The sequence below is a fragment of the Hyphomicrobium sp. ghe19 genome (genome assembly GCF_902712875.1).
In the GTDB taxonomy this organism is placed as follows: Bacteria; Pseudomonadota; Alphaproteobacteria; order Rhizobiales; family Hyphomicrobiaceae; genus Hyphomicrobium_B.
Genome location: NZ_LR743509.1, coordinates 2,964,423 through 2,987,058, shown reverse-complemented (window position 1 = coordinate 2,987,058; position 22,636 = coordinate 2,964,423). Strand labels below are relative to the sequence as shown.

Below are 22,636 nucleotides of genomic sequence, written 5' to 3'. Positions count from 1 at the left end.
AGCGGGTCTCATTTGCTATGCCACCTCTCCCTGCGCCGGTCAGTCCTGACGAGAATGATAGGCGGCAAGAAGACCGCATTGGAGGTCTGATGGCACAGCCGAACGCCGACAGCAAAAAGAAATGGGTTTATGCCTTTGTGCCGGGTAGGGCCGAGGGCAGCGCCAGCATGGCCGAACTACTGGGCGGAAAGGGCGCCAATCTTGCCGAGATGGCATCCCTGGACTTGCCCGTGCCACCGGGCTTCACAATTACGACCGAGGTTTGCGAAGCCTTCTTTGCCGCAGACCACATGCTGCCTGAGGCCCTGAAGGGCGAGGTCATGCAGGCGCTGGAAGCCATAGGCAACACGGTTTCGGCGAAATTCGGCGACGAAAAGCGTCCGCTCCTCGTTTCGGTGCGATCAGGGTCGCGTGCCTCGATGCCGGGCATGATGGACACGATTTTGAACCTCGGTCTCAACGACAAGACGGTCGAGGGGCTGGCCCAGTTGACGGGCGACGCGCGGTTCGCCTTCGATAGCTATCGCCGCTTTATCCAGATGTACGGCGACGTCGTGCTTGGCGTCGATCACGGGGCCTTCGAGGACATTCTCGAGAATTTCAAAAACCTCAACGGTTTCGCGGCCGATACGGACCTCGATGCCGAAGCGTGGCACGAAATCATCGCGGATTATAAAGCCGCGATCGAGCGCGAGCACGGCGCGCCATTTCCGCAAGATACGAGCGAGCAGCTTTGGGGCGCGATCGCTGCCGTGTTCGATTCCTGGCACAATCCGCGCGCCGAGACCTATCGCCGGTTGCACGACATTCCTGACGCCTGGGGAACCGCCGTCACGGTTCAGGCGATGGTCTTCGGCAACCTCGGCGACAACTCCGCGACCGGCGTCGCCTTTACCCGCAATCCGTCGAACGGCGAGAAGGAAATCTTCGGCGAATATCTTCCCAACGCGCAGGGCGAAGACGTCGTCGCCGGCATCCGGACGCCCCACGCCCTGACGAAGAAAAGCAACGGCGAAACGTCCGAGACTTCGCTTGAAGTCGCGATGCCGGAAGTGTTCGCCGAGCTGAGAAAGATCTTCGATCGCCTAGAGCAGCACTATCGCGACATGCAGGACGTCGAGTTCACCGTCCAGCTCGGTAAGCTTTGGATTCTGCAGACGCGCTCAGGCAAGCGAACGACGGAAGCGGCGCTCAAGGTCGCAGTCGACCTCGCCGCGGAAGGCCTCATCACACAGGATGAAGCCATTCTCAGAATAGAGCCGTCGCAGCTCGATCAGCTCTTGCATCCGGCCATCGATCCGGTCGCCGAGCATGATCTGCTTGCGAAAGGCCTGCCGGCCTCGCCCGGTGCTGCTTCCGGGGAGATCGTGTTCCATTCGGAGATGGCGGAAGCGCTGAAAGCCAAAGGCCGGGATGTTATCCTCGTCCGTTCCGAGACGAGCCCGGAGGACGTGCACGGCATGCACGCGGCCGTTGGCATTCTGACTGCTCGCGGAGGCATGACCAGTCACGCGGCAGTGGTCGCGCGCGGCATGGGGCGGCCCTGCGTATCGGGGGCGGGAACGCTCAGGATCGACGCCAACGCCGGCATCATGCGGGCTGGCGCCCGCACGTTCAAATCCGGCGACATCATCTCGATCGACGGCAGCACGGGCCGCGTGTACGCGGGCAAGGCGAAGATGCTGCCGCCGCAGCTTTCCGGCACATTCGCGACGATCATGGAATGGGCTGACGCCACGCGCCGCATGAAGGTGCGCACCAACGCCGACACGCCGCGTGACGCGCGCCAGGCAAGATCGTTCGGCGCGGAAGGCATAGGCCTCTGCCGGACCGAGCATATGTTCTTCGAGGAAAAACGCATTCTCGCCGTGCGCGAAATGATTTGTGCGGAGGACGAGGAGGGGCGCCAGCAGGCGCTCGACAAGCTCCTCCCCGTTCAGCGCGCCGACTTCGAGGAACTGTTCGAGATCATGGCCGGGCTGCCGGTGACGATCCGCCTGCTCGATCCGCCGCTTCACGAATTCCTGCCCCACGAGGATCGCGAGGCGGCGCAAGTCGCGGCCGCGCTCGGCATGGATCTCATGCGGCTCAAGGCGCGCGTCGCCGAGCTTGAGGAATTCAATCCGATGCTCGGCTTCCGCGGCTGCCGCCTCGGCATCAAATTTCCCGAGATCACGCGAATGCAGACGCGGGCGATTTTCGAAGCGGCCGTCAACGCCCGGAAGAAAACGGGCGAGGCGATCCGGCCCGAGGTCATGATCCCATTCATCGCCTACCGGCGCGAATTCGACATTTTGCGCGAAGTCATCGCTGAGACGGCAAAGGCCGTCGAAAGGGAATCCGGCATCGCCATACCCTACGATATCGGCACGATGATCGAGCTGCCCCGCGCAGCTTTGCGCGCGGCAGACATCGCAGCCGGACCGCTGGGCGCCGACTTCTTCTCATTCGGCACGAACGACATGACGCAAACGGTGCTCGGCCTCTCGCGCGACGACGCGGCGCCCATTCTGTCGAACTACCTCGAGCACGAAGTGATCGCGATCGATCCGTTCGTGTCGATCGATCAGGCGGGAGTTGGCGAACTCGTAAAGATCGGGGTGGAGCGCGGCCGTTCAGCGAAGCCCAATCTCAAGACCGGCATCTGCGGCGAGCACGGCGGCGATCCGAGATCGATCGGCTTCTTCGAGACGGTCGACCTCGACTACATCTCCTGCTCGCCCTATCGCGTGCCGATTGCACGCCTCTCGGCGGCCCAGGCCGCTATTCGCCGGAGGCGCCGGGAACAGAAGGCGTCCTAGTAGCCGTTGTCGCGCCGGTCGATCTCGTCAAGGCGCGGCTGCCGCGGACGCGGACCTTTGAGCTTGGGCAGAAATAGCAACCAAACGACAGCCGGCGGCACGACGAAGCTCCAGCCGATCCAGTAGGAAAGGTCACGATTTTTGATGCCCGCCAAAATGCCCGCGAGAATTGAAGCGGCGATTGCGGTCCCGCCCCAAAGCACGATCCACTGCATCGCCATGGAATTTCCCTCCATGTCCAACCGGACGCTCCTATTCTAGCACGACGCGAACGCCGCGCGCGCAGTGCCAAATGCGCAGCGACTATGGCGAATTCAAGCTTTGCGAGCCGGTGACTTTTTCACGGGCGTCACAAAATCCAGCCCGAGATCCAGAACGGGCGCCGAATGGGTGAGCGCACCGACCGAAATCATGTCGACGCCGCTTGCGGCGATTTCTCTGACCGTATCGAGGTTAACGCCGCCGCTGGCTTCCGTCAGGCACCGCCCGGCCACAATGGCGACCGCTTTGCGCAGCTCGGCCGGAGCCATGTTGTCGAGGAGCACGCAGTCGATCTTTTCCCGCATGACGATTTCAAGCTGATCGAGGGTGTCGACTTCGACCTCGATTTTCGTCATATGCCCGGCCGTTGCTTTTGCGGCTTTGATCGCGGCTTCGATGCCGCCTGCCGCAACGATGTGATTGTCCTTGATGAGAACCGCGTCGAACAAACCGAAGCGGTGATTGTGACCGCCGCCGCACCGCACGGCATATTTTTCAAACGCTCTCAATCCGGGCGTCGTCTTGCGCGTATCGACGATCCTGGCGCTGGTCCCCGCCACCGCATCGGCATAACGGCGCGTGAGGGTCGCGATCCCGCACATGCGGCCCATGAAGTTCAACGCGACGCGTTCCGCTGAGAGAATGGCGCGCGCGTTCCCCGAAATGTGCGCAATCGTGCCGCCGGCCACCACCGCGCTGCCGTCCTCGATCTCGATCGTGAAAGCACATTCCGGATCGAGCTCGCGGAACGCAGCTTCCGCTAACGCTAAGCCGGATACGATGCCGGGCTTGCGCGCCGCAAGGAGTGCATCCGAACGCGCGTCCGGCGCAACCGTTGCGTTCGTGGTGATGTCGCCGCTGAGCCCGAGGTCTTCTTCGAGCGCGTTTCGTACGGCGGCAAGAACAAGATTGGGAAGGAGTGTCGCGAACGAGGAAGAGGGGGCTGTCATGTCCCGCATGGAGCTAGTGCCGGTGGTTCGCAATGAGTTTTTTTTGGCTTTTCGCCAACCGTTTCCAGATCGGCGAGCGTGATGAACGTCCGACGCGCAAGCGCCGGGTTCGTTTTCGGATAATCGGTGCGGTAATGACCGCCGCGACTTTCCTTGCGAAGCAGCGCTGCAGCCGCGATCAACTGCGCGGCGAGAAGCATGTTCGACAGGACGCGATCGTTCGAACTTGCGGCGCTAAGCGTCCTGAGTTCCGAAAGGGCCGCTTTCAAACCCTTTCCGGAGCGCTGGACGCCCACGTACTTCGTCATGATGCCGCGCAGCGCATCCATCGCCTCTTGCCGCGACGCCGTATCGGCCGCGCGGCCGCTCCCCGGAATACGGTGCGGCACGACGAAGTGGCCCACGCGATCGTTCGGGAGAAGATTGCGAATATCGCTCGCAACGCGCGCACCGAAAACGACGGCCTCGAGCAGTGAATTCGACGCAAGCCGATTGGCGCCGTGAAGCCCAGTCGAAGCAACTTCGCCGACGGCCCAAAGTCCCGTCAGGCTCGTGCGCCCGTTCGCGTCGGTCGCGATCCCGCCCATGTGATAGTGCTCGGCCGGCGCCACCGGGATCAGCTCCTTCGATGGGTCGATACCGACGCGCTGACAGTGCCCCCAGACGGTCGGATATTCTTTTTCGAAATTGGCGCCGATCGCCGTACGGCAATCGAGATAAACGCCGCGCCCCGCATTGAGTTCGGCGTAAACGCCGCGCGCAACGACGTCGCGTGGCGCGAGTTCGCCCCGTGGATCGATCGCCAGCATGAAGCGCTCGCCGTCCGAATTGACGAGCGTCGCGCCTTCGCCGCGAAGGGCTTCCGTCGCGAGCGGCGCCGGATCGATGCCCGCGTCGATGGCGGTCGGGTGGAATTGCACGAACTCCGGGTCCGCGATCACCGCGCCCGCGCGTGCAGCCATCGCAAGCGCTTCGCCTTTTGCATAGGAGGGGTTCGTCGTCAGTGCGAAGAGCGCGCCGACGCCGCCCGTCGCGACGACGACCGCAGATGCCGGAACGAAAGCATACCGGCCATTGCCGAGCGCCGTCGGCCGGATGAGCCGGACGCCTTCGATCCGATCGTTCGCGACGATGAGATCGTCGGCTTCGTATCCTTCGAGCACGCGTATCGACGGCGTTGCGCGCACGGCTGCGATAAGCGCTTGCATGATTGCGGCGCCCGCCTTGTCACCCGACACGCGGACGACGCGGTTCTCGGAATGCGCCGCTTCCTTCGACAGAATGTAGTGACCCTTGAGATCGCGGTCGAAGGGCACGCCATAGGCGAGAAGATCGCGGATCCGATCCGGTCCCTCTTCGGCAACCAGCCGCGCGACGTTCGGGTCGACGATACCCGCTCCCGCCTCGATCGTGTCGGCGGCATGCTTGGCCGTGCTATCGCCCTCGCCGACAGCGGCGGCGATGCCGCCCTGTGCCCACATGCTCGACGCGCCTTCGCCGAGTGGCGCGGCGGCGATGACCGTCACGGGCAGCGGCGCAAGCTTCAGCGCGGTGAAAAGTCCCGCGAGCCCGGCGCCGATAATGACGACGTCACCGGGGCCCGGTTCGCCTTTGAAGCCCTTGAACTCGGTAGCGGCGCGACGTTTCGTCGATGCGGCCATGAGATTGCCCTCCTGGGGCATGTGGTCCCGAAGAGCTAGTTGGTGAGATTGACCATGCGTTCGACCGCGCGGCGCGCGCGCTCGGCGACATCCGGATCGACGGTCACCTCGTACTGCATGTGCACGAGGCTCTCGTAGATGTTTTCAAGGCTGATGCGCTTCATGTGCGGGCAAAGATTGCACGGCCGAATGAACTCGACGTCCGGAACTTCGACGGCGACGTTGGACGCCATCGAGCATTCGGTGACGAGCATAACCTTACGGGGCCGCTTGTCTTTCACCCAGTGGATCATTCCGGACGTAGAGCCGGTGAAGTCGGCGGCTTCGATCACATCAGGCGGGCATTCGGGATGCGCGATGATCTTCAGGCCCGGCTCGTCGGCGCGCATCGCGCGAAGCTCTTCGCCCGTGAAGCGCTCGTGCACCTCGCACGCGCCTTTCCAGGCAATCACCTGCACCTTGGTCTGCGACTGCACCCACTTCGCCAAATACTGGTCAGGAATGCAAAGCACGCGGGGCACGCCGAGGCTCTCTACAACCTGGACGGCATTGGACGACGTGCACGTGATATCGCATTCGGCTTTCACCGCCGCCGATGTGTTCACGTACGTGACGATCGGCACGCCAGGATAGGCCTCGCGCAGCATGCGAACGTCTTCAGGCGTGATCGACGAGGCGAGCGAACAACCCGCGCGCATGTCCGGGATGAGAACCGTTTTATCGGGCGAGAGCAGTTTCGAGGTCTCGGCCATGAAGTGCACGCCGGCCTGTACGATGACCTTCGAGTTGGTCCGCGCGGCTTCCTTGGCGAGCTGCAGCGAGTCCCCGCGGAAATCCGCGACGCAATGGAAGATCTCCGGCGTCATGTAGTTATGCGCCAGTATGACCGCGTTGCGCTGGGATTTCAGCGCATTGATCGACTTGATGAGCGGCGCGTAGTGCGGCCACTCCATCGCGGTGATGATGTGCTTAACCCGGGCATAAAGAGGAGCCATCTCCGCCTCGAGAGCGGGTGACCAAGTGAAGAGTGGCGCCGTTTTCGCGGGAACCCGGTGCGAAACCGGCGTCGCCACGCCTGAGACAGAAGCAGCCATTGTAGTCGCCCTCCATATATGCTCGTTTCGAGCATATTCGGGGTGTGGATTACGCCGGCACATTCGCCGCTCACACCGTGCATCGAAATGCTCGCCGCGAGCACTCCTGAACACTGATAAAATAATGGAAGTTCGAACAAATTTCCAGGGCGGAGGTTCCCGCCCTGGAATTTCGACCATGGATCGTTAGCTGCGGCTCGGAGGTGCCGAGACCCTGACGCCGGGTGCCGGTCTCTCGAGAAGGACTTCACGGCGGAAACGGAAAAGTTTCGCCGGACGTCCACCTGTCCGCGTTTTTACTTCTCCCGTCGGTTCGACGAGGCCTGCGCCTTCGACGAGTCGACGGAAGTTCTGCTTATGGAGATGCGGACCAAGAATGGCTTCGACGGTCTTCTGAAGCTCGTAGAGTGTGAACTCGTCGGGCATCAACTCGAAGACGACGGGCCGGTATTTGATCTTGGCACGCGTGCGGCTGATCGCAGTCGCAAGTATCCGACGGTGATCGGCTTGCATCGGTAGACCGAGTTTGGGCCTGTCGGTCCATTCTTCGGCTCCGTTGCGTCCGTCCCGTGCGGCTTCGTCGGCAAGACCCGCTTCGTAGAGAAGCTCGAAACGCTCGAGAACTTTCTCTTCGTCCCACGCCGTGCCGTCTAAGCCAAAGCAGATACGTGCTCGATCGCCACGGGCGATCGAAGGTTGGCTGCCCGTCGTCGGCACAGGCTTCTCGGCCCATGCTTTGAGACGGGGTTCAATGTCCCGGGCGATGATTTCGGGGCGCCCGCGACGCCAGTCTTCCCAAGGAAAATATTGGTACCAACTCCGCCAGAGACCATTGGTTAATCCATGGTGTCCGACAGCCTGCGTCAATGCAAGATAACCAATAGAAACATAATTCGGCGCAGCGTCGCCTGGGGTGGCGTGCCGGCCGCGATCAGCAAATGTATAAAGTTGCTCGGCATAGCCGAGGTCCAAACCGGTCTGGTCTTGAACCCAGGCTCGTAAGCCGCTCTCCAATGTTCTGTGCTCGCGCGGATTAAAAGGCCCGAACGGCAATACATCTGTTGCGCCCATGCTGTCCGGATCGCCCCGGACGACAAGTGCGACTGGTTCGTTATCGGATACGGCGACGATCGCCGCATTTAGTCCGATGCCTAGCGAAGGCTCTAACTCGTGCTCGTCTTCTGGAGCGAGTTGAGACTTTTCAGGCGTCGGTTTTCTCCTGCCAGAAAGTTCCATGTTCATGTTTGTCTTCCCCGTGCTCCCCATGAGGCGAGCTAGAGGGCGATCATGGCGATTTTCAGATAGACGCCCCAAATGAAAACCGCGAAGTAGCCCCAAAATTGCCAGATTGTCAGTGCGGTGACAATTTACCAAACCGTAAAAGAAACTGAGTTTGGGCATCCCTCGCCGATACGGGATGAAGAACAGAGAGCGCGCGATGAAGTTCCCTCGGCACCTTCGGAATTCCAAAAAACAATTCCGCCTCGGCTGTCTCGAAGCCGGCGAGCAGCGTCGCTTCGTAGTAGGCCGCGATCGTATCCGCATCCTTGATTGCCGCCGCAGCAGCGACACTTAATTGCCCAACGCCGAACCGCCGATGGATCGCGTCGAGCAGATTGAGTTCGAATGCCTTGTAGTCGAGTCCGATGGCGGTTTTGAAAGGGCTGATAAGATCGCCTATGACGTATTCGGGCGCGTCGTGAAGCAACGCAGCGAGGCGCTCGTTCGGTGTCGACTCCGGCCACAGAGTTTCGAAGATGTCGGTGACGACGAGGCTGTGCTGAGCGACGGAGAAAGCGTGGTCGCCCTTCGTCTGTCCGTTCCATCGCGCAACGCGAGCGAGCCCGTGCGCGATATCCTCGATCTCGATGTCGCGAGGCTCCGGGGAGAGTAGATCGAGCCGGCGTCCCGACAGCATGCGCTGCCAGGCTCTCGGCATTTTCGCGCCTGATGGATTCATAGTCCTGCGATCTTCAGCTTCTTTTGAAGTTTGGCACATGCGCCGTGCCTGAAGCACGAGACGAGATGATCGTTGACCATGCCCGTCGATTGCATGAATGCATAGAGCGTCGTCGACCCGACAAAGCGGAAGCCGTCGGCTTTGAGTGCTTTGCTCATTCTCTTCGAAACGTCGGTCTCGGGCTTTACGTCTTTCGTTGAGGCGAGCGAATTGATAATCGGACGGCCCTCGACAAAGCCCCAAATATATTGGGCAAACGGCATCCGGGCGGAAATTTCGAGATAGGTCTTTGCATTGCCGATCGTCGCCTCGATCTTGGCGCGGTTCCGGATGATGCCTTCATTCTTGAGTAGGCGATCGATGTCGCGCGCCGTGTACGAAGCAATGCGCGCCGCGTCGAAATTATGGAACGCCTTTCTGAAATTTTCGCGCTTGCGGAGGATCGTGATCCACGAGAGTCCAGCTTGAAAGCCTTCGAGCATCAGCTTCTCGAAGAGTGCGCGATCGTCGGTCATCGGCACGCCCCACTCTTCGTCGTGATAACGAATGTAGGTGGCATCCGCGCCGGCCCACGGGCAGCGTTCGATCTCCTTTGATGTGATCATGACGAAGGTAGAGCCGCTGACGATCGCGCCGCTGCCGACGCGCGGTAATTCTCGAGCGCGATATGGTCGACAGTGACCGCGACGCCGCCCGCTGTGAGCGTCTGATTTTTCTCCTGCGCTTCGAGCGCACGATCGAGCCGAAGCATGGCGATGGCATCGCGACCGTCGACGGTGCCGACGCGTCCAATCGCAACGTCTCCGATAAGCACATCGTCGTTTGAGGTGAGGGGGGCTGCGCCCGAAATTTTGACGGCGCGTTTGCGCACGACGGTCTTGTTCTGCATCCGCGCGACGATCTCTTGCCCGACGTAACAGCCCTTGGAGAACGACACGCCGTTGAGCAGATCGAAATCCGCTTCGTGCGGATATGCGTCGCCGAAATTGTAGTCTCGTCCGCCCTGAGGCACGCCGAGCGAAACGCGAAGCGCATCGTAATCGCGAAGCGTATTTTGATCATCGAATCCGGTCGCGGAATCGTCGGTCGATCGGGCGTCGATCATGTGGCGAACGCCTAGAAGTGAATGCCTGGGGTCCGAAAAATGCATGGCGGAATTACGGTGAAAACTCGTCGCGCCGTCGCCCCACACAGCCTCGATTCGAAACGACTCCGAAATGTCGGTGATGATGACATCGGCGCGAAGCTTGTACATCGACAGGCGCTTTACGAGATCGCCGGCACTCGAGCGGAGAACATCGAGAAGGTACCCGTCGCTTTGGCCTATGACGAAAAAGTCGAAAAGTATTTTTCCTTGCGGGGAAAGGAGTGCCGCGTGACGCGCTTCACCTTGGGCAAGGCCCTCGATATCGTTCGTCACCAGCCCTTGCAGCAGCTTTTCGCTGTCGGCGCCGGTGACGCTGACGACACCACGATCTGCAAGGCGCACTATCTTCGCGGCAGACATGAAATTCACGCCTCGGTTGCAAATGGGGGAAGAGTTACGTATGCGGGGCTTTTCTCGTATGCAAGCCTAAGGAGCACCGCAAGATGGTTGAGACGTTCGACGTCATTATTCGAGGCGCGACGGTCGTCAACCATGACGGGGAAGGCATCCGCGATATCGCAATCCGGAGCGGAAGGATCGCCGCCGTCGGCGATCTCGGCAGCTCGGCCACGGCCCCGGAGATCATCGAGGCGAAGGGTTTGCACATTCTTCCCGGTGTCATCGATACGCAAGTGCATTTCCGTGAACCCGGCCTAGAGCATAAGGAAGATCTCGCGACCGGCAGTCGCGCGGCTGTCGCAGGCGGGGTGACGGCAGTCTTTGAGATGCCCAACACGAAGCCGCTGACGACGAGCGCCCAAACCCTCGCCGACAAAGTTCGCCGCGCGCGCCACCGCATGTTCTGCGACTTCGCGTTCTTCGTCGGCGGAACGCGGGATAATGTGGCGGACATCCCCGAATTCGAGAAGCTCGAAGGTTCGGCCGGCATGAAAGTGTTCATGGGCTCGTCTACCGGCGATCTCCTCGTCGATGACGGCGTGACCCTCGACCAGATCATCGCCAAGATTTCGCGCCGGGCGTCCTTTCATGCCGAAGACGAAGCAAGGCTCAAGTCGCGGATGCATTTGCGGCGGAAGGGCGATCCCACGTCGCACCCCGAATGGCGTGATCCGGAGGCGGCCCTCATCGCGACCAAGCGGCTCGTCGGTATGGCCGAGAAGCACGGCAAGCGCGTCCACGTGCTGCACGTCTCGACGGCCGAGGAGATGGAATTCCTGAGGGATCACAAAACCTACGCGACGGTCGAGGTGACGCCCCATCATCTGACGCTGGAAGGCCCGGAGTGCTACGAGCGCCTCGGTTCCTACGTTCAGATGAACCCGCCCGTTCGGGACGCGCGGCACCGCTCGGCAATCTGGGCCGCGCTCCAGTCAGGGGTAGTCGACATTCTGGGCTCCGATCACGCGCCGCATACGCGCGAGGAGAAGGATCACGTTTATCCCGATACCCACTCCGGAATGACCGGGGTGCAGACGCTAGTTCCGATTATGCTCGATCACGTCAATGCGGGACGCCTGTCCTTGCTGCGCTTCGTTGATCTGACAAGCCACGGCCCGCAACGCCTCTTCGGAATTCGCTCGAAGGGGCGCATCGCCGTTGGTTATGACGCCGATCTGACCGTCGTCGATCTGCGCCGGACGGCAACCATTACCAACAAGTGGATTGAAAGCCGCGCCGCCTGGACACCTTACGATGGCGTGAAAGTCAAAGGCTGGCCGGTCGGGACGTACGTTCGCGGCCGGAAGGTTATGTGGGAAGGGGAGATCATCGGCCCCGCCGGCGGAGAGCCCGTCGGTTTTCTCGAGGGCTTCGCCGGCTGAGGCCGAAAACGGATGGCGAACCTGCTCCCGGTCAGCCTTCGCTGCCGGTTTTGGCGACGCGCGACAGTTCCGGCGGCAACTGCTTCAGCACGTGGACGGTCGTGCCGACCTCGGCGAGGCCCGAAAGGTGGATGACATTACCGTTGGTCATGCGAATGCAACCCGATGACGTCGCCGTTCCGATCGAGGAAACTTCGTTCGTGCCGTGGATACGGTAGAGCGTATTGCCGAGATAAAGCGCCATCGCGCCAAGCGGATTGCGGACGCCGCCCGACATCCGGACGGGGAGCTCCGGCCTCCGCTTGCGCATCTCCGCCGGCGGAATCCAGTCCGGCCAAGCCGCTTTCCGCGTGATCTTTTCCGTGCCCGACCAGGCAAATCCCTGCTTGCCGACGGCAATCGGATAACGATAGGCCGTCGAGGAATCGAGCACGTAATAGAGGCGCCGTCCTGCCGTATCGATCACGATCGAGCCGGGTTCATAGCCGCTCTCAAAGCGCACCTTCGGTGGCGCCTTCGCGGCAATGCGCGGTTGTCCGCCGCCGGTCAGGGAACCCGGCGCCTGGCCGGGAACACGGCTGTCGCTGGGTGCGGGCTGATCCCAATCCCACCCCATTCCGAAAAGCTGCTGTCCGTCTCGGCGGGCGCTCTCGCGCTGCTCGCGATCCAGCTTTTTGGGGGCGACGTATCCGTAGCTCTCTTCGGAAGGATGAAAGGCATAAGCCGGCGCAGCAATGGCGCAGCTCAGAACGGCTGCTGCCAAAAGCGACATACTCTTCATCGATGAAATCCCTCGCTCTTCGTTTAACTTGTAACGAGCGGAATAACTCTTTCCGTCGGAGCTTGGATACCCGGCTGCGGCAATTGGTGATGCAAGACGAGCGCATTGGAGCAATGCGCTGAAGTTCAGTCTGCTTTTTTGAACGAGGTCCAAGATCCGTCGGCCGCGATCACGAGGCGCCACCACAGCCAGCGCTTTTTTTCGCGCATTTCGATGGCCTTGGCTGGCGTGACGAGACGGTAGAGATCGACTTCCTCGGCAGGCGTGAGCTTGTCGATCGGACGCTCGGCGAGATAGGGCCAGACATAGATCAGGTTGTTCTCGATGTCGTTGCCGAGCGGCAGGGCGACGGGCGGCATCTCGAATGTCTGAACGAGCGCGGCGAGAATTTCCCGGCCCTCGTGATCCCCCGAATGTTCCTTCAGCGCTTTGATCGGATCGCCCGCTGCGTCAATGCCGAGGTCCGGTACCACCCCGCTGACTTCAAAAGCAGTCTTCAGTTCCTCAATATTGCCCGAGTGGGCAGCCGTCAGGATTACATCGCGAAGGTCTTCGACATGAGGCGGCAGCTTCACGTTGTTGTTGCCGGCTTCGTTGGTCCCCGCCGCTGCAACGTGGACAAGTGCGGTTCCCGCCACTACGAGTACTATGAGTGCCCCAAGCAGGCCCGCTCTCTGAAGGAGCGCCTGCCGGACAGACCTAAGTCGCCTTTTGCATGTTGCTCGAGGGATTTCCCACATTGCAGTTGCGCCTTCCGTTGATCCCTGTAGCCGTCGCGCCAATAGCCGTGTTGCCAGGAGCACTGGTGAATTTGCGAACGCCGCCGAACACAACTGGCTCCCAACTCCGACACCGAGCACATACCCATTGCTGAGTTATATCCCGAACCCTCTCATCATCCCGATCGGCCTGATCGTTGGGATGCTCATTGCCGCCCCCGTCGGGCCTGTCAATGTCCTGTGCATCCAGCGCGCCATCGAGCGCGGCTTCTGGGGCGGGGTCGCAGCCGGTATCGGCTCGGTGATGGGCGACGGATTGATAGCGCTGTGCGCGGGCCTGGGCGTCGGCACGGTTTCCGGCGTCGTCCAGGAACATCGCGCGACCATCCAGGTCATCGGCGGCTTGGCGCTCATCGCCTTTGGCCTGCGCCTCTATTACAGCGCGCCGCGTTTGAAGATGACATCTGAAGCGGATGCGCAGACCGCCCGCCTGAAGGACTTCGTCTGGGACATCCCGCAGACATTCTTCCTGACGATTACGAACCCCGGGGCCGTCCTCGGCCTCTTCGCCGTTTTCGGCGGCGTCACCACATTCGTCGAGGTCCATTCGACGATCGATGTCCTGCTGCTGGTCGCGGCCATCGTCTGCGGCAGCATGCTGTGGTGGATTACGTTGTCGAACGTCATCAGCCGCTATCGGCACCGTATCGACCTGCACGTGCTGCAGATCGTCAACAGAGTCGCGGGCTTGCTGCTCGCCCTCTTCGGCGGCGTATTGATCGCCGAAGTCATCATGAAATCCGGTAATTTCTAGCGCCGGTCGCGTCTGAATCGTCGCGACTGATTATTGGTCGCGGCGCGTCAGCGTGAATTCGCCCTCGACGACGCGCTTTTCCAATCCGCGCGTCAAATGGATAACGGCATCTTCGCCGTAGATCGCGACCAGATCGGTGAGTGCGGTGAAGAGTGCCGCATAGGCCATCTGCTGTGGCTCGACCCCCGTATCGACGCCCTCGTCCCAAGCAGCGAGAATGAGGTCCAGCGCCTTAAGCGTCGGGTTCTTAGTATCGATGTCCTCGAAGCACTCCATGCAGGTCCCAATCTTCCCTCATCCCAGGCCGTCGCTTATGCGATCGGCTCCCACCGGTTGTCACCTAGCACGACCTTTTGCGATAGGTCGAAGCTGCCACTATTCACAGTAAACCGTGTGAAAAGGAACGGCCCGGCGTTAAGCGAGATTTCGCGAGATCAGTTTGGAAACGCCTTTAAGAGGCCGTCCGAGAGTTCGGAGCCTTCGGAGAGAAATCGATTGATGGCCGTTTGGGCGGAGGGGCTGCACGTATTATAGGTGCGGCTATAGCTGCGATAGCCTTGGTTGAACGCGCGGGTCAGCTTCGCGCGCCGGAGTGCGGTCGATCCCTCGGCGTCCATTAGGTCGCGCATGCGATCTCGCCAGTACTGGCCTTCGTTGGCGCCGCAAAGCTCGCGGAGATAGTGAACGGCGCCGAGTATCTCTGACAGCCTGAGCAGCCTGTCGTCGTATGGCTTCGTGTCGGACGCAGCCAAGACCGGACCACTGGCCGCTGCCCAAAGCATCATCAACGCCAGAAAAGGCGACCCAAGGTTTCGCCAAATGTAGGATGTGCGACGTTCCACGATCTGGTCCGGTTTTCTCATGTCGGCTTGCTTAAAGCAGATTCTGGGCGGCCGAGCAGCGAACGCTTATATTCAAGTTTCGTCCCGCATCAAAAGGATCAACCGGGCTTGTGCGCACGATACAGTTTGACCTCTCCGGCTGAGGCCGTGCGGGCTTTCTTCAGGGCGCCAAGCGTCGAGGATTTCCCGCCGCGCTATAATATTGCGCCGTCGCAGCCCGTCCTGATCGCCCGAAACGACGTGCATAACCGGCCCGAGATGCAACTGGTGCGCTGGGGCCTCATCCCGTCCTGGTTGAAAGATCCGAAGTCGCTGGGTTCGCCGCTGATCAACGCGCGGGCCGAAACGGCAGCCGAGAAACCCGCTTTCCGGGGTGCCATGCGCCATCGCCGGTGCCTCGTGCCGACAACCGGCTTCTACGAATGGACCGGCAAGCGCGGCGCTCGCCGCCCGCACCTCATCCAGCTGAAAGACCAGGAGCTTTTTGCGCTCGCCGGGATTTGGGAAGGATGGCTCGGTGCCGATGGCAGCGAGATCGAGACGATGGCGATCCTGACGACAGCCGCGAATGACGATATGGCGCGCCTGCACGACCGGATGCCGATGATCCTTGACCGCGCGGATTTCGATCGCTGGCTCGACTGCCGGCCGGGATCCGCCGAAGGCGTGCTCGACCTTCTCAAACCTTATGGCCCCGGTCGGCTCTCCGCGATCGCGGTTAATCCCAAGCTGAACGATGCGCGTGCGGAGGGACCGGAACTTCAACAGCCGGAGTTTTTGACGCTGCTGTAGCGAGCCGCGAGGTTCGACGCGCGGCTCGCGGTCGGCTCAATTCGGCGCTAACCTAAACATTACCCTTAAAGTGAAGACCTGTTTGTTATCCAAGTGTAGATAGCTAGCAAGGGAAGGGCCGGCTTTCTGCGGCCGCGTGGTGGGAAACGGGGAGAGCGCGATGGCTTATCACGGCGAGGATCTCGACCTCAGAACACAGCAGACTTGGACGCCCGCCGATCTTTCGCCCCAGCCTGACGCGCCTTCGTCGAACGGCAAGCGCGGACCCTTTCAAGCGGGGCCGGTCCTTGTCGACGATACGGTGCTCGCTTGTTTCAACCAGGCTTATGACATCGCGTCCGCGCATCGCTCGATCGAGGTGCGCGTCGAGCATTTGCTCAACGCAATGACCCGCGTCGATCCGGCAGCGGTTGCCCTTGAGACGCATGGCGTGCGCGTTATCGCTGTGAAACGCGAGACCGCGACCATCATCGCGGGTGACATTCCGGCGGCTCCCGGAAGTGGCGCCGTCTCACCGCGACGCTCGGAGGAACTGGCGGAACTCTTGCGGCTCGCGGCGTCGTTCGCATCGCGAAGAAATGCTGCAGTGAGCGTCGACGATCTCCTGCATGTGCTTTCCGATCAGAGATCGGATTTTTCACAGTCCGAATTGCTTTTCCGCTTTTCCTCGCGTCTCTCTCCCAGAGACCTGCCGCGAGAAATGCCCGAACCTCTGCCGCCTTTGACTCGCGCGGATGGCCGCTATCAGCCGAGCAGCCTGCGTTATTCCGCGGACTACGGGCGGCCCTCTTATCGCAACGACTATTTGGGAGCACCGGCTGACGCACTCCAGAATTCCCGCATTGATGCGCTCGAGCAAATGCTGCGGGCGCTGAGCCACGATTTCACGAATGAGCGCCACATCATTGCCGGGCTCGTCCGCGATCTGAGCCGTGATACGCTCGCCCACCAGGATGATCAGGGGCGCGGGCAGGCCGTATTGATCGAGCGCATCGGAGCCCTCGAAGCGATGCTCCGCGATGGCGGCGCGAGCGCCGGTTCAGCCGAAACACTTCCGCTCGTTTCAAAACTCGAGAACATCGAAGCAGCGCTCGAGCTTCGCCTGCAGGAGATGTCGCAATCGTGGACGGTTCTCTCGACCCGGCTTCAGGAACTGGAGGCATCGGTGCGGACGCGCCCGGTGTCCGATGGTGTGGACCTGAAGCCCATAGCCGATCGTCTCGACATCATTGAGGAGGCGGTGCTCGGCCACGATCAGCATCGCGGCATCGGCGACCTCGCGGACAGGCTCGCGAAACTCGAGGATGACATTGGCCGGGTGCTCGCGGCGTCGACGGATACCGGAAGAGCCGATGCGTTGCTCGGCGGCTTCGATAAAATCGACGGACTGTCGAATAAGCTCGATACGCACAACGGATCGTTGAATGAAATCGCCGTCGGTCTCGCCGAACGCATGAGCGAGGTGGAGCGCGCCGTCGCGGCCGAGATCGAAACGGCAGCTGCCAAGCACCAAGCCTACGCGCACGACCTGACCGAAGTCCACGAAGCCTTGCTGAAGGTCAACGAGAACCAGCACACCCTCGCTGGCTCCATGGATCAGTGGCGCACGGAATCGGCGACCGACGTCGCCAATATCCTGAACCGTCTCTCAGGGATCGATCGCGACGCGGCGTTGCCCGCTGAAACGCTCGCCGCACTGAACAACCACATGGAGGCGACGAACCGCTTCATCATCGAGCGATATCATCGCCGCCATCGCTTCATGTATTGGCTCTTTGGAACCGACGATTGGATCAGCGCCAGTTGGCCCTCGACGAAAGCGACGGTCGCGGCCGAAGAGCAGCGCCTCAAGGAAGCCGGTGCTTGAGCGACCGGCCGCTTCAAACGGACACTCGGCGCAATCGTTCGTTAACATGACTGAGAGGTTAGTGTTTACCGATTTGGCTTAATTGGTGCGGCGTCATCCTGTCGGAAAGCCAGCACCTTTCGCCATGCAATCACAACATCGCCCCTTCCTACGCCTCGCGGATATCATGTCGCCCGAGGCCAATAGCTTCGGCGTTTTGCGCCTGCTGATGGCGACATTCGTGCTGATCTCCCATAGCTATCTTTATACCGCCGGAACCGATGTAGCAGAGCCGCTGCAGCCGTGGCTTGGCCGGTCGCTCGGCGAATATGCCGTGCAGGTTTTCTTCATTTTGAGCGGCGTGCTGGTAGCCCAAAGCTTCGACCGCAGCCGCAGCGTTCTGAACTTCGCAGCAGCCCGTGTGCTTCGAATTTTTCCGGCCCTCATCGTCTGCGTCGCTGTTACAGCGTTCGTGCTCGGCCCGATGGTCTCGCGGCTGACGGTTGGCGAATACTTCGCCGACACCGGTCTCTATGCCTACGTCGCGAAAACGCTCGCTCTAACGACCGGAGCTGCACCGCTGCCCGGCGTTTTCGAAAGCCTGCCATACGCCGGCTACGTCAATTCCTCGCTCTGGACGCTGAAGTACGAGGTCCTTTGTTATGTCATCCTCGCGGCGTTGGGCGTCGCGGGCCTGTTCGAAGAGCGCTGGCGCAAGCTCGCGATCGCCGGTCTCGCTGTTCTCGTAGGCACTGTGACGCTGGGCCTGCCCGCCGAAGCAGAAGCCTACGGCTTCTCCGATAATCTGCGCTACTTCATCGTCTTCTTCTTCAGCGGCGTGCTCGCGTACATCGCTCGCAGGCATCTGGTTATCCACGGTGCCGCGCTCGCGCCTCTGGCCGTTCTTTTTGTTTGTCTTGCAAAAACGCCCCTCGCGGAAATCAGCGCCGCGCTCTTTCTGGGCTACGCCTCCCTCTGGCTGGCGACCAAAGCGCTCGGACTGCTCCGGGCCGTTTGCAACAAATTCGACGCCTCGTACGGCATCTACATCTTTGCCGGCCCGACGCAGCAGTCGCTGCTGTGGCTCATGCCGGGCCTGCCACCCGTTTGGCTGTCTCTCATGGCCTTTGCCATCGTCCTGCCGGCAGCCGTTTGTTCGTGGATCGTGATCGAGAAGCCGGCCATGAAGCTGAGATCGCTGATTACCGCGCGACTGAAGAAGCGCGAACCGGCTGCGCCGCTGCCCGCGACCTGATTGACCGCTCTTTCTGCGCTCCGTTCACCAAGGTCTGCCGAAAGACCTTGAGCCCACCGCCGCGTCCGTGCTTTCCTTAATGAAGCGTAAACGGGCGTTGGGGCGGACATGTTGCAGCGATACGTGATTGTCAACGGCGTAACGACAGCGGTCCTTTACGGCGCGGCCTATGCCTTTACCCCATCATCATTGCACATGCTGGACTCGATCCGAGCCGGTTTCGAAGGCTTCGTCATGCAAAGCCCGGTGTTAGGTCCGCTCGTGAATAAGATCATCCTCGTCATCAGTGCTCTCTGAGGTCTGAAAGCCGCGCAAGGTTATTCGCGTGGCGCGGCCGCCCGCTTCAACCGATCGTTGATCGCTTCACCCAAGCCATGCCGTGGTATCGGCGTCGCGGCGATTGTCGAGGCGCCGGAAGCATCGAGAGTGCGTAGCGCCGCGAAGAGGTTCGCCGCCGCTTCGACAAGATCGCCCGAAGGGCTGAGATTGATCACAGTGCGTGCGGGCTTTTCCGCAATGCCGCCGAACGCCAGAACCGCCTCATCCGGACCCCACTCGTACGCATCGAGCCGCAAACCCGCGCGCGGCGCGTAATGGCTTCGAAGCTGGCCAGGCGACATCGGCCGGTCTGTTGAACCGTCCTCGCGCGCAAGGCGGTGGCCCAGGACCTCTTCTATCGCTTCGACAGTCACCGCGCCCGGCCGAAGCAGAACGGGCGCCTCGTCGACAAGGCTAAGCACCGTCGATTCGAGTCCGAGTGTGGTCGGGCCGCCGTCGAGAATGAGCGCAGCCTTATCGCCGAGGTCCGCAGCAACATGCTCGGCGCGTGTCGCGCTGACATGGCCTGACCGATTGGCTGATGGCGCCGCGAGTGGGCGCTGGGCCTCCAGGAGAAGCGCACGCGCGACAGGATGATCGGGAGAACGCAGCGCGACCGTCGGCAGGCCGGCGGAGACGAGATCGCTGACATCGGACTTCGCCGTGCGCGGCACGACGAGCGTCAGCGGACCGGGCCAGAAAGCATCCGTCAGCCGCCGCGCGACCGGCGAAAACGTTCCGATGATGATCGCCTGCTCAAGCCCCAGAACATGGACGATGAGCGGATTGAACGTCGGCCGGTTTTTGGCCTCGAAAACGCGTGCGACCGCTTCGCCGTTCGTCGCGTCTGCGCCGAGGCCGTAGACTGTTTCGGTCGGAAATGCGACGAGCGCACCCGACCTGACCATTTGCCCCGCTTCGGCGATCCATTCGGCGTTGGCGGGGGCAATTCTGCCCTGCATTAATTTTCCACCCGGTTTGCTCGCACCTCTGTTCGGCATAGTGTCTGCGGCCAGTTCCCGAGAAATGTTGAGATACAATCCATGACCTATCAGGCTCCAGTAGACGACATCGTCTTTGCGCTTAAGACCGTCGCTGCCCTCGACGAAATGGGAACGAGTGGACTCTACCCGGAGCTTGATGCCGATACTGTCGTGGCCGTCATCGAAGAGGCGGGAAAGTTCGGCGCCGAGGTCCTAGCACCTTTGAACGCAATCGGCGACCGGATCGGCTCGAAATTATCTGACGGAAAAGTGACGACCCCGCCGGGCTTCGCCGATGCCTATCGCAAGTTCGTTGAAGGCGGCTGGAGCGCGCTCCCGTGTTCAGGCGCGTATGGCGGACAGGGCCTTCCCGAACTCGTTGCAACGCCGGTCGGCGAGATATGGAACGCCGCTAACGTCTCGTTCGGGCTTTGTCCGCTTCTGACGCAGGGCGCGATCCACGCCATCGAGGCCGGCGGCAGCGAAGCTCTGAAGGCCAAATTCCTGCCGAAAATGGTCGCAGGCGCGTGGACCGGCACGATGAATTTGACGGAACCTCAAGCGGGCTCCGATCTGGGCCCGCTTTCGACGCGCGCCGAGCGCCAGCCCGATGGAACGTATCGCATCACCGGCACGAAGATCTTCATCACTTACGGCGAGCACGATATGGCGGAAAACATCGTCCACCTCGTGCTCGGCCGCTTGCCCGATGCGCCGCCGGGAACGCGCGGTATTTCGCTCTTTTTGGTTCCGAAGTTTCTCGTGAACGATGACGGATCGCTCGGCGATCGCAACGACGTCATTTGCGCCGGCGTTGAGCATAAGCTCGGCATCATGGCGAGCCCGACCTGTGTCATGAAATTCGGCGAGAACGGCGGCGCGACGGGTTATCTCGTCGGTGAGGAAAACCGTGGACTCGCAACCATGTTCGTCATGATGAATGCGGCTCGCCTCGGCGTCGGCGCCCAGGGCGTCGGCGTGGCGGAGCGAGCGACACAACACGCGATCGCCTATGCGAAGGAGCGCCGCCAGGGCAAGAGCTTTACCGCGAATGGCACGGGCGGCATGAGCCCGATCATCGAGCACGCCGATATCCGGCGCATGCTGTTGACGATGAAAGCGCTGACCCAAGCCGCGCGCATGATCTGCTACGCGACGGCGAAAGAACTCGATATCGGCCATCGAGGTAGCGATGAGACAACGCGTAAGGACGCTCTCAATCGCGCCGCGCTGCTCACGCCGTTGGCCAAGGCATTCTCGACCGATATCGCCAACGAAGTCGCGTCCCTCGGTGTGCAGGTTCACGGCGGCATGGGCTTCGTCGAAGAAACGGGCGCCGCGCAATATCTTCGCGATGCGCGCATTCTGCCGATCTACGAAGGCACCAACGGCATTCAGGCCATCGATCTCGTGACGCGAAAGCTGACCCTCGATGGCGGCGCGACGGTGACGACATTTCTCGCAGGACTTGGCGAGAAGATCGCCAAAGTGCGCGCCGCGAGACGTAGCGATTTTGGCCACACCGCCGAGCGCCTGACGGAAGCCCTGAATGGCCTGCAGTCGGCGACACTGTGGATGGCGCAGACGCTGCCGGGTAATCCCGAAAAGGCCCTCGCGTCGGCGACGCCGTTCCTGCGGCTCATGAGCCTGACGGCCGGCGGCGCGTACTTGGCGAAGGGCGCACTGACGGAACCCGAAGGGTCGCCGCGCGTCTCGATTGCGCGGTTCTTCGCGGAGAATCTGCTGACTGAAGTCAACAGCCTCTCTGAATCCGTTCAGCACGGCGCCGACTCGGTGCTCGTCGATGCACATGGTGGGGTGTTCGCATGACATCGGAAATCGCAATTTGGCGCGACGGCGGCGTTCAGGTTCTTCGCATCGCGCGGCCGGAGAAGAAGAACGCGCTGACCGGCGCAATGTATCGAGCACTCTGCGACGCGCTCGAAGCAGCCGACGCCGATAGTTCCATCGCAGCCCACATCGTAACGGGATCGAACGGAGTTTTCACCGCCGGCAACGACATCGCCGATTTTCTGGCGACGTCGCAAGGCACCGGCGATCTCGGCAAGGACGTGGTGCGTTTCATCAGGCTGTTGCCCGTCATCAAGAAGCCGTTGATCGCGGCGGTCAGCGGTAACGCGATTGGGATCGGCACGACGATGCTCTTTCATTGCGATCTCGTTTACGCAGCACCTGACGCAATGTTTGCGACGCCCTTTCTCGATCTTGGAGTGACGCCGGAGGCAGCCTCCAGCCTGCTGATGACGCAGCGGATGGGCTACGCGCGCGCCTTCGCAATGCTCGCGCTCGGCGATCCGATGTCGGCTGATGACGCGGTCGCCGCCGGATTTGTGAATGCGATTGTTCCGGCCGCCGATCTCGAACAGGGGGCGCTCGATGCGGCCCGCCGCTTGGCCAAGAAGCCGCCCGAAGCATTGGCGTCGGCGCGACGCCTGATGCGCGGCGATCCAGCCGAAGTGCTGAAGCGGACCGACGAGGAGGTGGCTGTTTTTCGCGAGCGGCTCCGGTCTCCCGAAGCGATCGAGGCGTTCACGGCCTTTATCGAAAAACGTGCTCCGAATTTCAACAAATCGGTATAGATCGGGCGTTGTGCTCCTATGCCGGATCCGA

At 61.5% G+C, this 22,636-nt stretch carries 22 protein-coding genes; 9 read left to right on the top strand and 13 right to left on the bottom strand.

Annotated elements, in window-relative coordinates:
- Positions 1–89: 89 nt before the first annotated feature.
- On the top strand, positions 90–2,801 hold the full coding sequence (ppdK, locus tag AACL53_RS14315) for a pyruvate, phosphate dikinase (protein WP_339085204.1): 2,712 nt from the start codon (positions 90–92) through the stop codon (positions 2,799–2,801).
- Here ppdK and AACL53_RS14310 read toward each other — a convergent pair.
- The 8 genes from AACL53_RS14310 to AACL53_RS14275 form a co-directional block, all read right to left on the bottom strand.
- Positions 2,798–3,022, bottom strand: coding sequence for a hypothetical protein (locus AACL53_RS14310; protein WP_339085203.1), 225 nt, complete (start codon positions 3,020–3,022; stop codon positions 2,798–2,800). The genes ppdK and AACL53_RS14310 overlap by 4 nt on opposite strands.
- Positions 3,023–3,115: 93 nt before the next feature.
- The gene (gene nadC, locus AACL53_RS14305) at positions 3,116–4,012 is read right to left on the bottom strand and encodes a carboxylating nicotinate-nucleotide diphosphorylase (RefSeq protein WP_339086949.1); all 897 of its coding nucleotides are present in this window, start codon (positions 4,010–4,012) and stop codon (positions 3,116–3,118) included.
- Positions 4,009–5,673, bottom strand: coding sequence for an L-aspartate oxidase (locus tag AACL53_RS14300; RefSeq protein WP_339085202.1), 1,665 nt, complete (start codon positions 5,671–5,673; stop codon positions 4,009–4,011). The genes nadC and AACL53_RS14300 overlap by 4 nt, the downstream gene beginning before the upstream one ends.
- A 35-nt stretch (positions 5,674–5,708) precedes the next feature.
- On the bottom strand, positions 5,709–6,767 hold the full coding sequence (gene nadA, locus AACL53_RS14295) for a quinolinate synthase NadA (RefSeq protein ID WP_339085201.1): 1,059 nt from the start codon (positions 6,765–6,767) through the stop codon (positions 5,709–5,711).
- 186 nt (positions 6,768–6,953) lie between these two features.
- Positions 6,954–8,009, bottom strand: coding sequence for an NrtR DNA-binding winged helix domain-containing protein (locus AACL53_RS14290; protein ID WP_339085200.1), 1,056 nt, complete (start codon positions 8,007–8,009; stop codon positions 6,954–6,956).
- Between the two features lie 109 nt (positions 8,010–8,118).
- Positions 8,119–8,727 carry an HD family hydrolase gene (locus AACL53_RS14285; protein ID WP_339085199.1) on the bottom strand — a complete coding sequence of 203 codons (609 nt, stop codon included), beginning with the start codon at positions 8,725–8,727 and terminating at the stop codon, positions 8,119–8,121.
- Positions 8,724–9,332: a DNA-3-methyladenine glycosylase I gene (locus AACL53_RS14280; RefSeq protein WP_339085198.1), complete on the bottom strand. Its 609-nt coding sequence runs from the start codon at positions 9,330–9,332 to the stop codon at positions 8,724–8,726. The genes AACL53_RS14285 and AACL53_RS14280 overlap by 4 nt, the downstream gene beginning before the upstream one ends.
- Positions 9,329–10,234 (bottom strand): folate-binding protein YgfZ, encoded by a 906-nt coding sequence (locus AACL53_RS14275; protein WP_339085196.1) that lies wholly within the window; start codon positions 10,232–10,234, stop codon positions 9,329–9,331. Before AACL53_RS14275 ends, AACL53_RS14280 begins: the two co-directional genes overlap by 4 nt.
- Positions 10,235–10,317: 83 nt before the next feature.
- On the opposite strand from AACL53_RS14275, the gene AACL53_RS14270 reads away from it, so the two are divergent.
- Complete coding sequence (locus AACL53_RS14270; protein WP_339085195.1) at positions 10,318–11,655, top strand: dihydroorotase; 1,338 nt, start codon at positions 10,318–10,320, stop codon at positions 11,653–11,655.
- A 31-nt stretch (positions 11,656–11,686) separates the two neighbouring features.
- Here the strand turns inward: AACL53_RS14270 and AACL53_RS14265 are convergent, their stop codons facing one another.
- Together AACL53_RS14265 and AACL53_RS14260 are read right to left on the bottom strand one after the other, a co-directional pair.
- The gene (locus AACL53_RS14265; RefSeq protein ID WP_339085193.1) at positions 11,687–12,436 is read right to left on the bottom strand and encodes a L,D-transpeptidase; all 750 of its coding nucleotides are present in this window, start codon (positions 12,434–12,436) and stop codon (positions 11,687–11,689) included.
- Positions 12,437–12,561: 125 nt separating this feature from the next.
- Entirely contained in the window at positions 12,562–13,074 is a 513-nt protein-coding gene (locus AACL53_RS14260) for a hypothetical protein (RefSeq protein WP_339085192.1), read from the bottom strand.
- A 229-nt stretch (positions 13,075–13,303) separates the two neighbouring features.
- Between AACL53_RS14260 and AACL53_RS14255 the strand changes: the two genes are divergently transcribed.
- Complete coding sequence (locus AACL53_RS14255; RefSeq protein WP_339085190.1) at positions 13,304–13,969, top strand: LysE family translocator; 666 nt, start codon at positions 13,304–13,306, stop codon at positions 13,967–13,969.
- Positions 13,970–13,999: 30 nt separating this feature from the next.
- Here AACL53_RS14255 and AACL53_RS14250 read toward each other — a convergent pair whose 3' ends face one another.
- Together AACL53_RS14250 and AACL53_RS14245 are read right to left on the bottom strand one after the other, a co-directional pair.
- On the bottom strand, positions 14,000–14,245 hold the full coding sequence (locus tag AACL53_RS14250; RefSeq protein ID WP_092867658.1) for a hypothetical protein: 246 nt from the start codon (positions 14,243–14,245) through the stop codon (positions 14,000–14,002).
- A gap of 158 nt (positions 14,246–14,403) precedes the next feature.
- Positions 14,404–14,832 carry a TIGR02301 family protein gene (locus tag AACL53_RS14245; protein ID WP_339085188.1) on the bottom strand — a complete coding sequence of 143 codons (429 nt, stop codon included), beginning with the start codon at positions 14,830–14,832 and terminating at the stop codon, positions 14,404–14,406.
- An 87-nt stretch (positions 14,833–14,919) separates the two neighbouring features.
- On the opposite strand from AACL53_RS14245, the gene AACL53_RS14240 reads away from it, so the two are divergent.
- The 4 genes from AACL53_RS14240 (at position 14,920) to AACL53_RS14225 (ending at position 19,001) form a co-directional block, all read left to right on the top strand.
- On the top strand, positions 14,920–15,603 hold the full coding sequence (locus tag AACL53_RS14240; RefSeq protein ID WP_339085187.1) for an SOS response-associated peptidase: 684 nt from the start codon (positions 14,920–14,922) through the stop codon (positions 15,601–15,603).
- A 160-nt stretch (positions 15,604–15,763) separates the two neighbouring features.
- Entirely contained in the window at positions 15,764–17,470 is a 1,707-nt protein-coding gene (locus AACL53_RS14235; RefSeq protein ID WP_339085186.1) for a Clp protease, read from the top strand.
- A gap of 166 nt (positions 17,471–17,636) precedes the next feature.
- A complete protein-coding gene (locus tag AACL53_RS14230; protein WP_339085185.1) occupies positions 17,637–18,704 on the top strand; it encodes an acyltransferase in 1,068 nt (355 codons plus the stop codon).
- Between the two features lie 108 nt (positions 18,705–18,812).
- Positions 18,813–19,001, top strand: a complete 189-nt coding sequence (locus tag AACL53_RS14225; RefSeq protein WP_339085184.1) for a hypothetical protein — start codon at positions 18,813–18,815, stop codon at positions 18,999–19,001.
- Between the two features lie 20 nt (positions 19,002–19,021).
- On the opposite strand, the gene AACL53_RS14220 is transcribed toward AACL53_RS14225, so the two are convergent.
- Positions 19,022–19,984 (bottom strand): L-threonylcarbamoyladenylate synthase, encoded by a 963-nt coding sequence (locus tag AACL53_RS14220; protein ID WP_339085183.1) that lies wholly within the window; start codon positions 19,982–19,984, stop codon positions 19,022–19,024.
- A gap of 81 nt (positions 19,985–20,065) precedes the next feature.
- Between AACL53_RS14220 and AACL53_RS14215 the strand changes: the two genes are divergently transcribed.
- Together AACL53_RS14215 and AACL53_RS14210 are read left to right on the top strand one after the other, a co-directional pair.
- The gene (locus tag AACL53_RS14215) at positions 20,066–21,835 is read left to right on the top strand and encodes an acyl-CoA dehydrogenase (protein WP_339085182.1); all 1,770 of its coding nucleotides are present in this window, start codon (positions 20,066–20,068) and stop codon (positions 21,833–21,835) included.
- The gene (locus tag AACL53_RS14210) at positions 21,832–22,605 is read left to right on the top strand and encodes a crotonase/enoyl-CoA hydratase family protein (RefSeq protein WP_339085181.1); all 774 of its coding nucleotides are present in this window, start codon (positions 21,832–21,834) and stop codon (positions 22,603–22,605) included. The genes AACL53_RS14215 and AACL53_RS14210 overlap by 4 nt, the downstream gene beginning before the upstream one ends.
- The last annotated feature ends 31 nt before the right edge of the window (positions 22,606–22,636 follow it).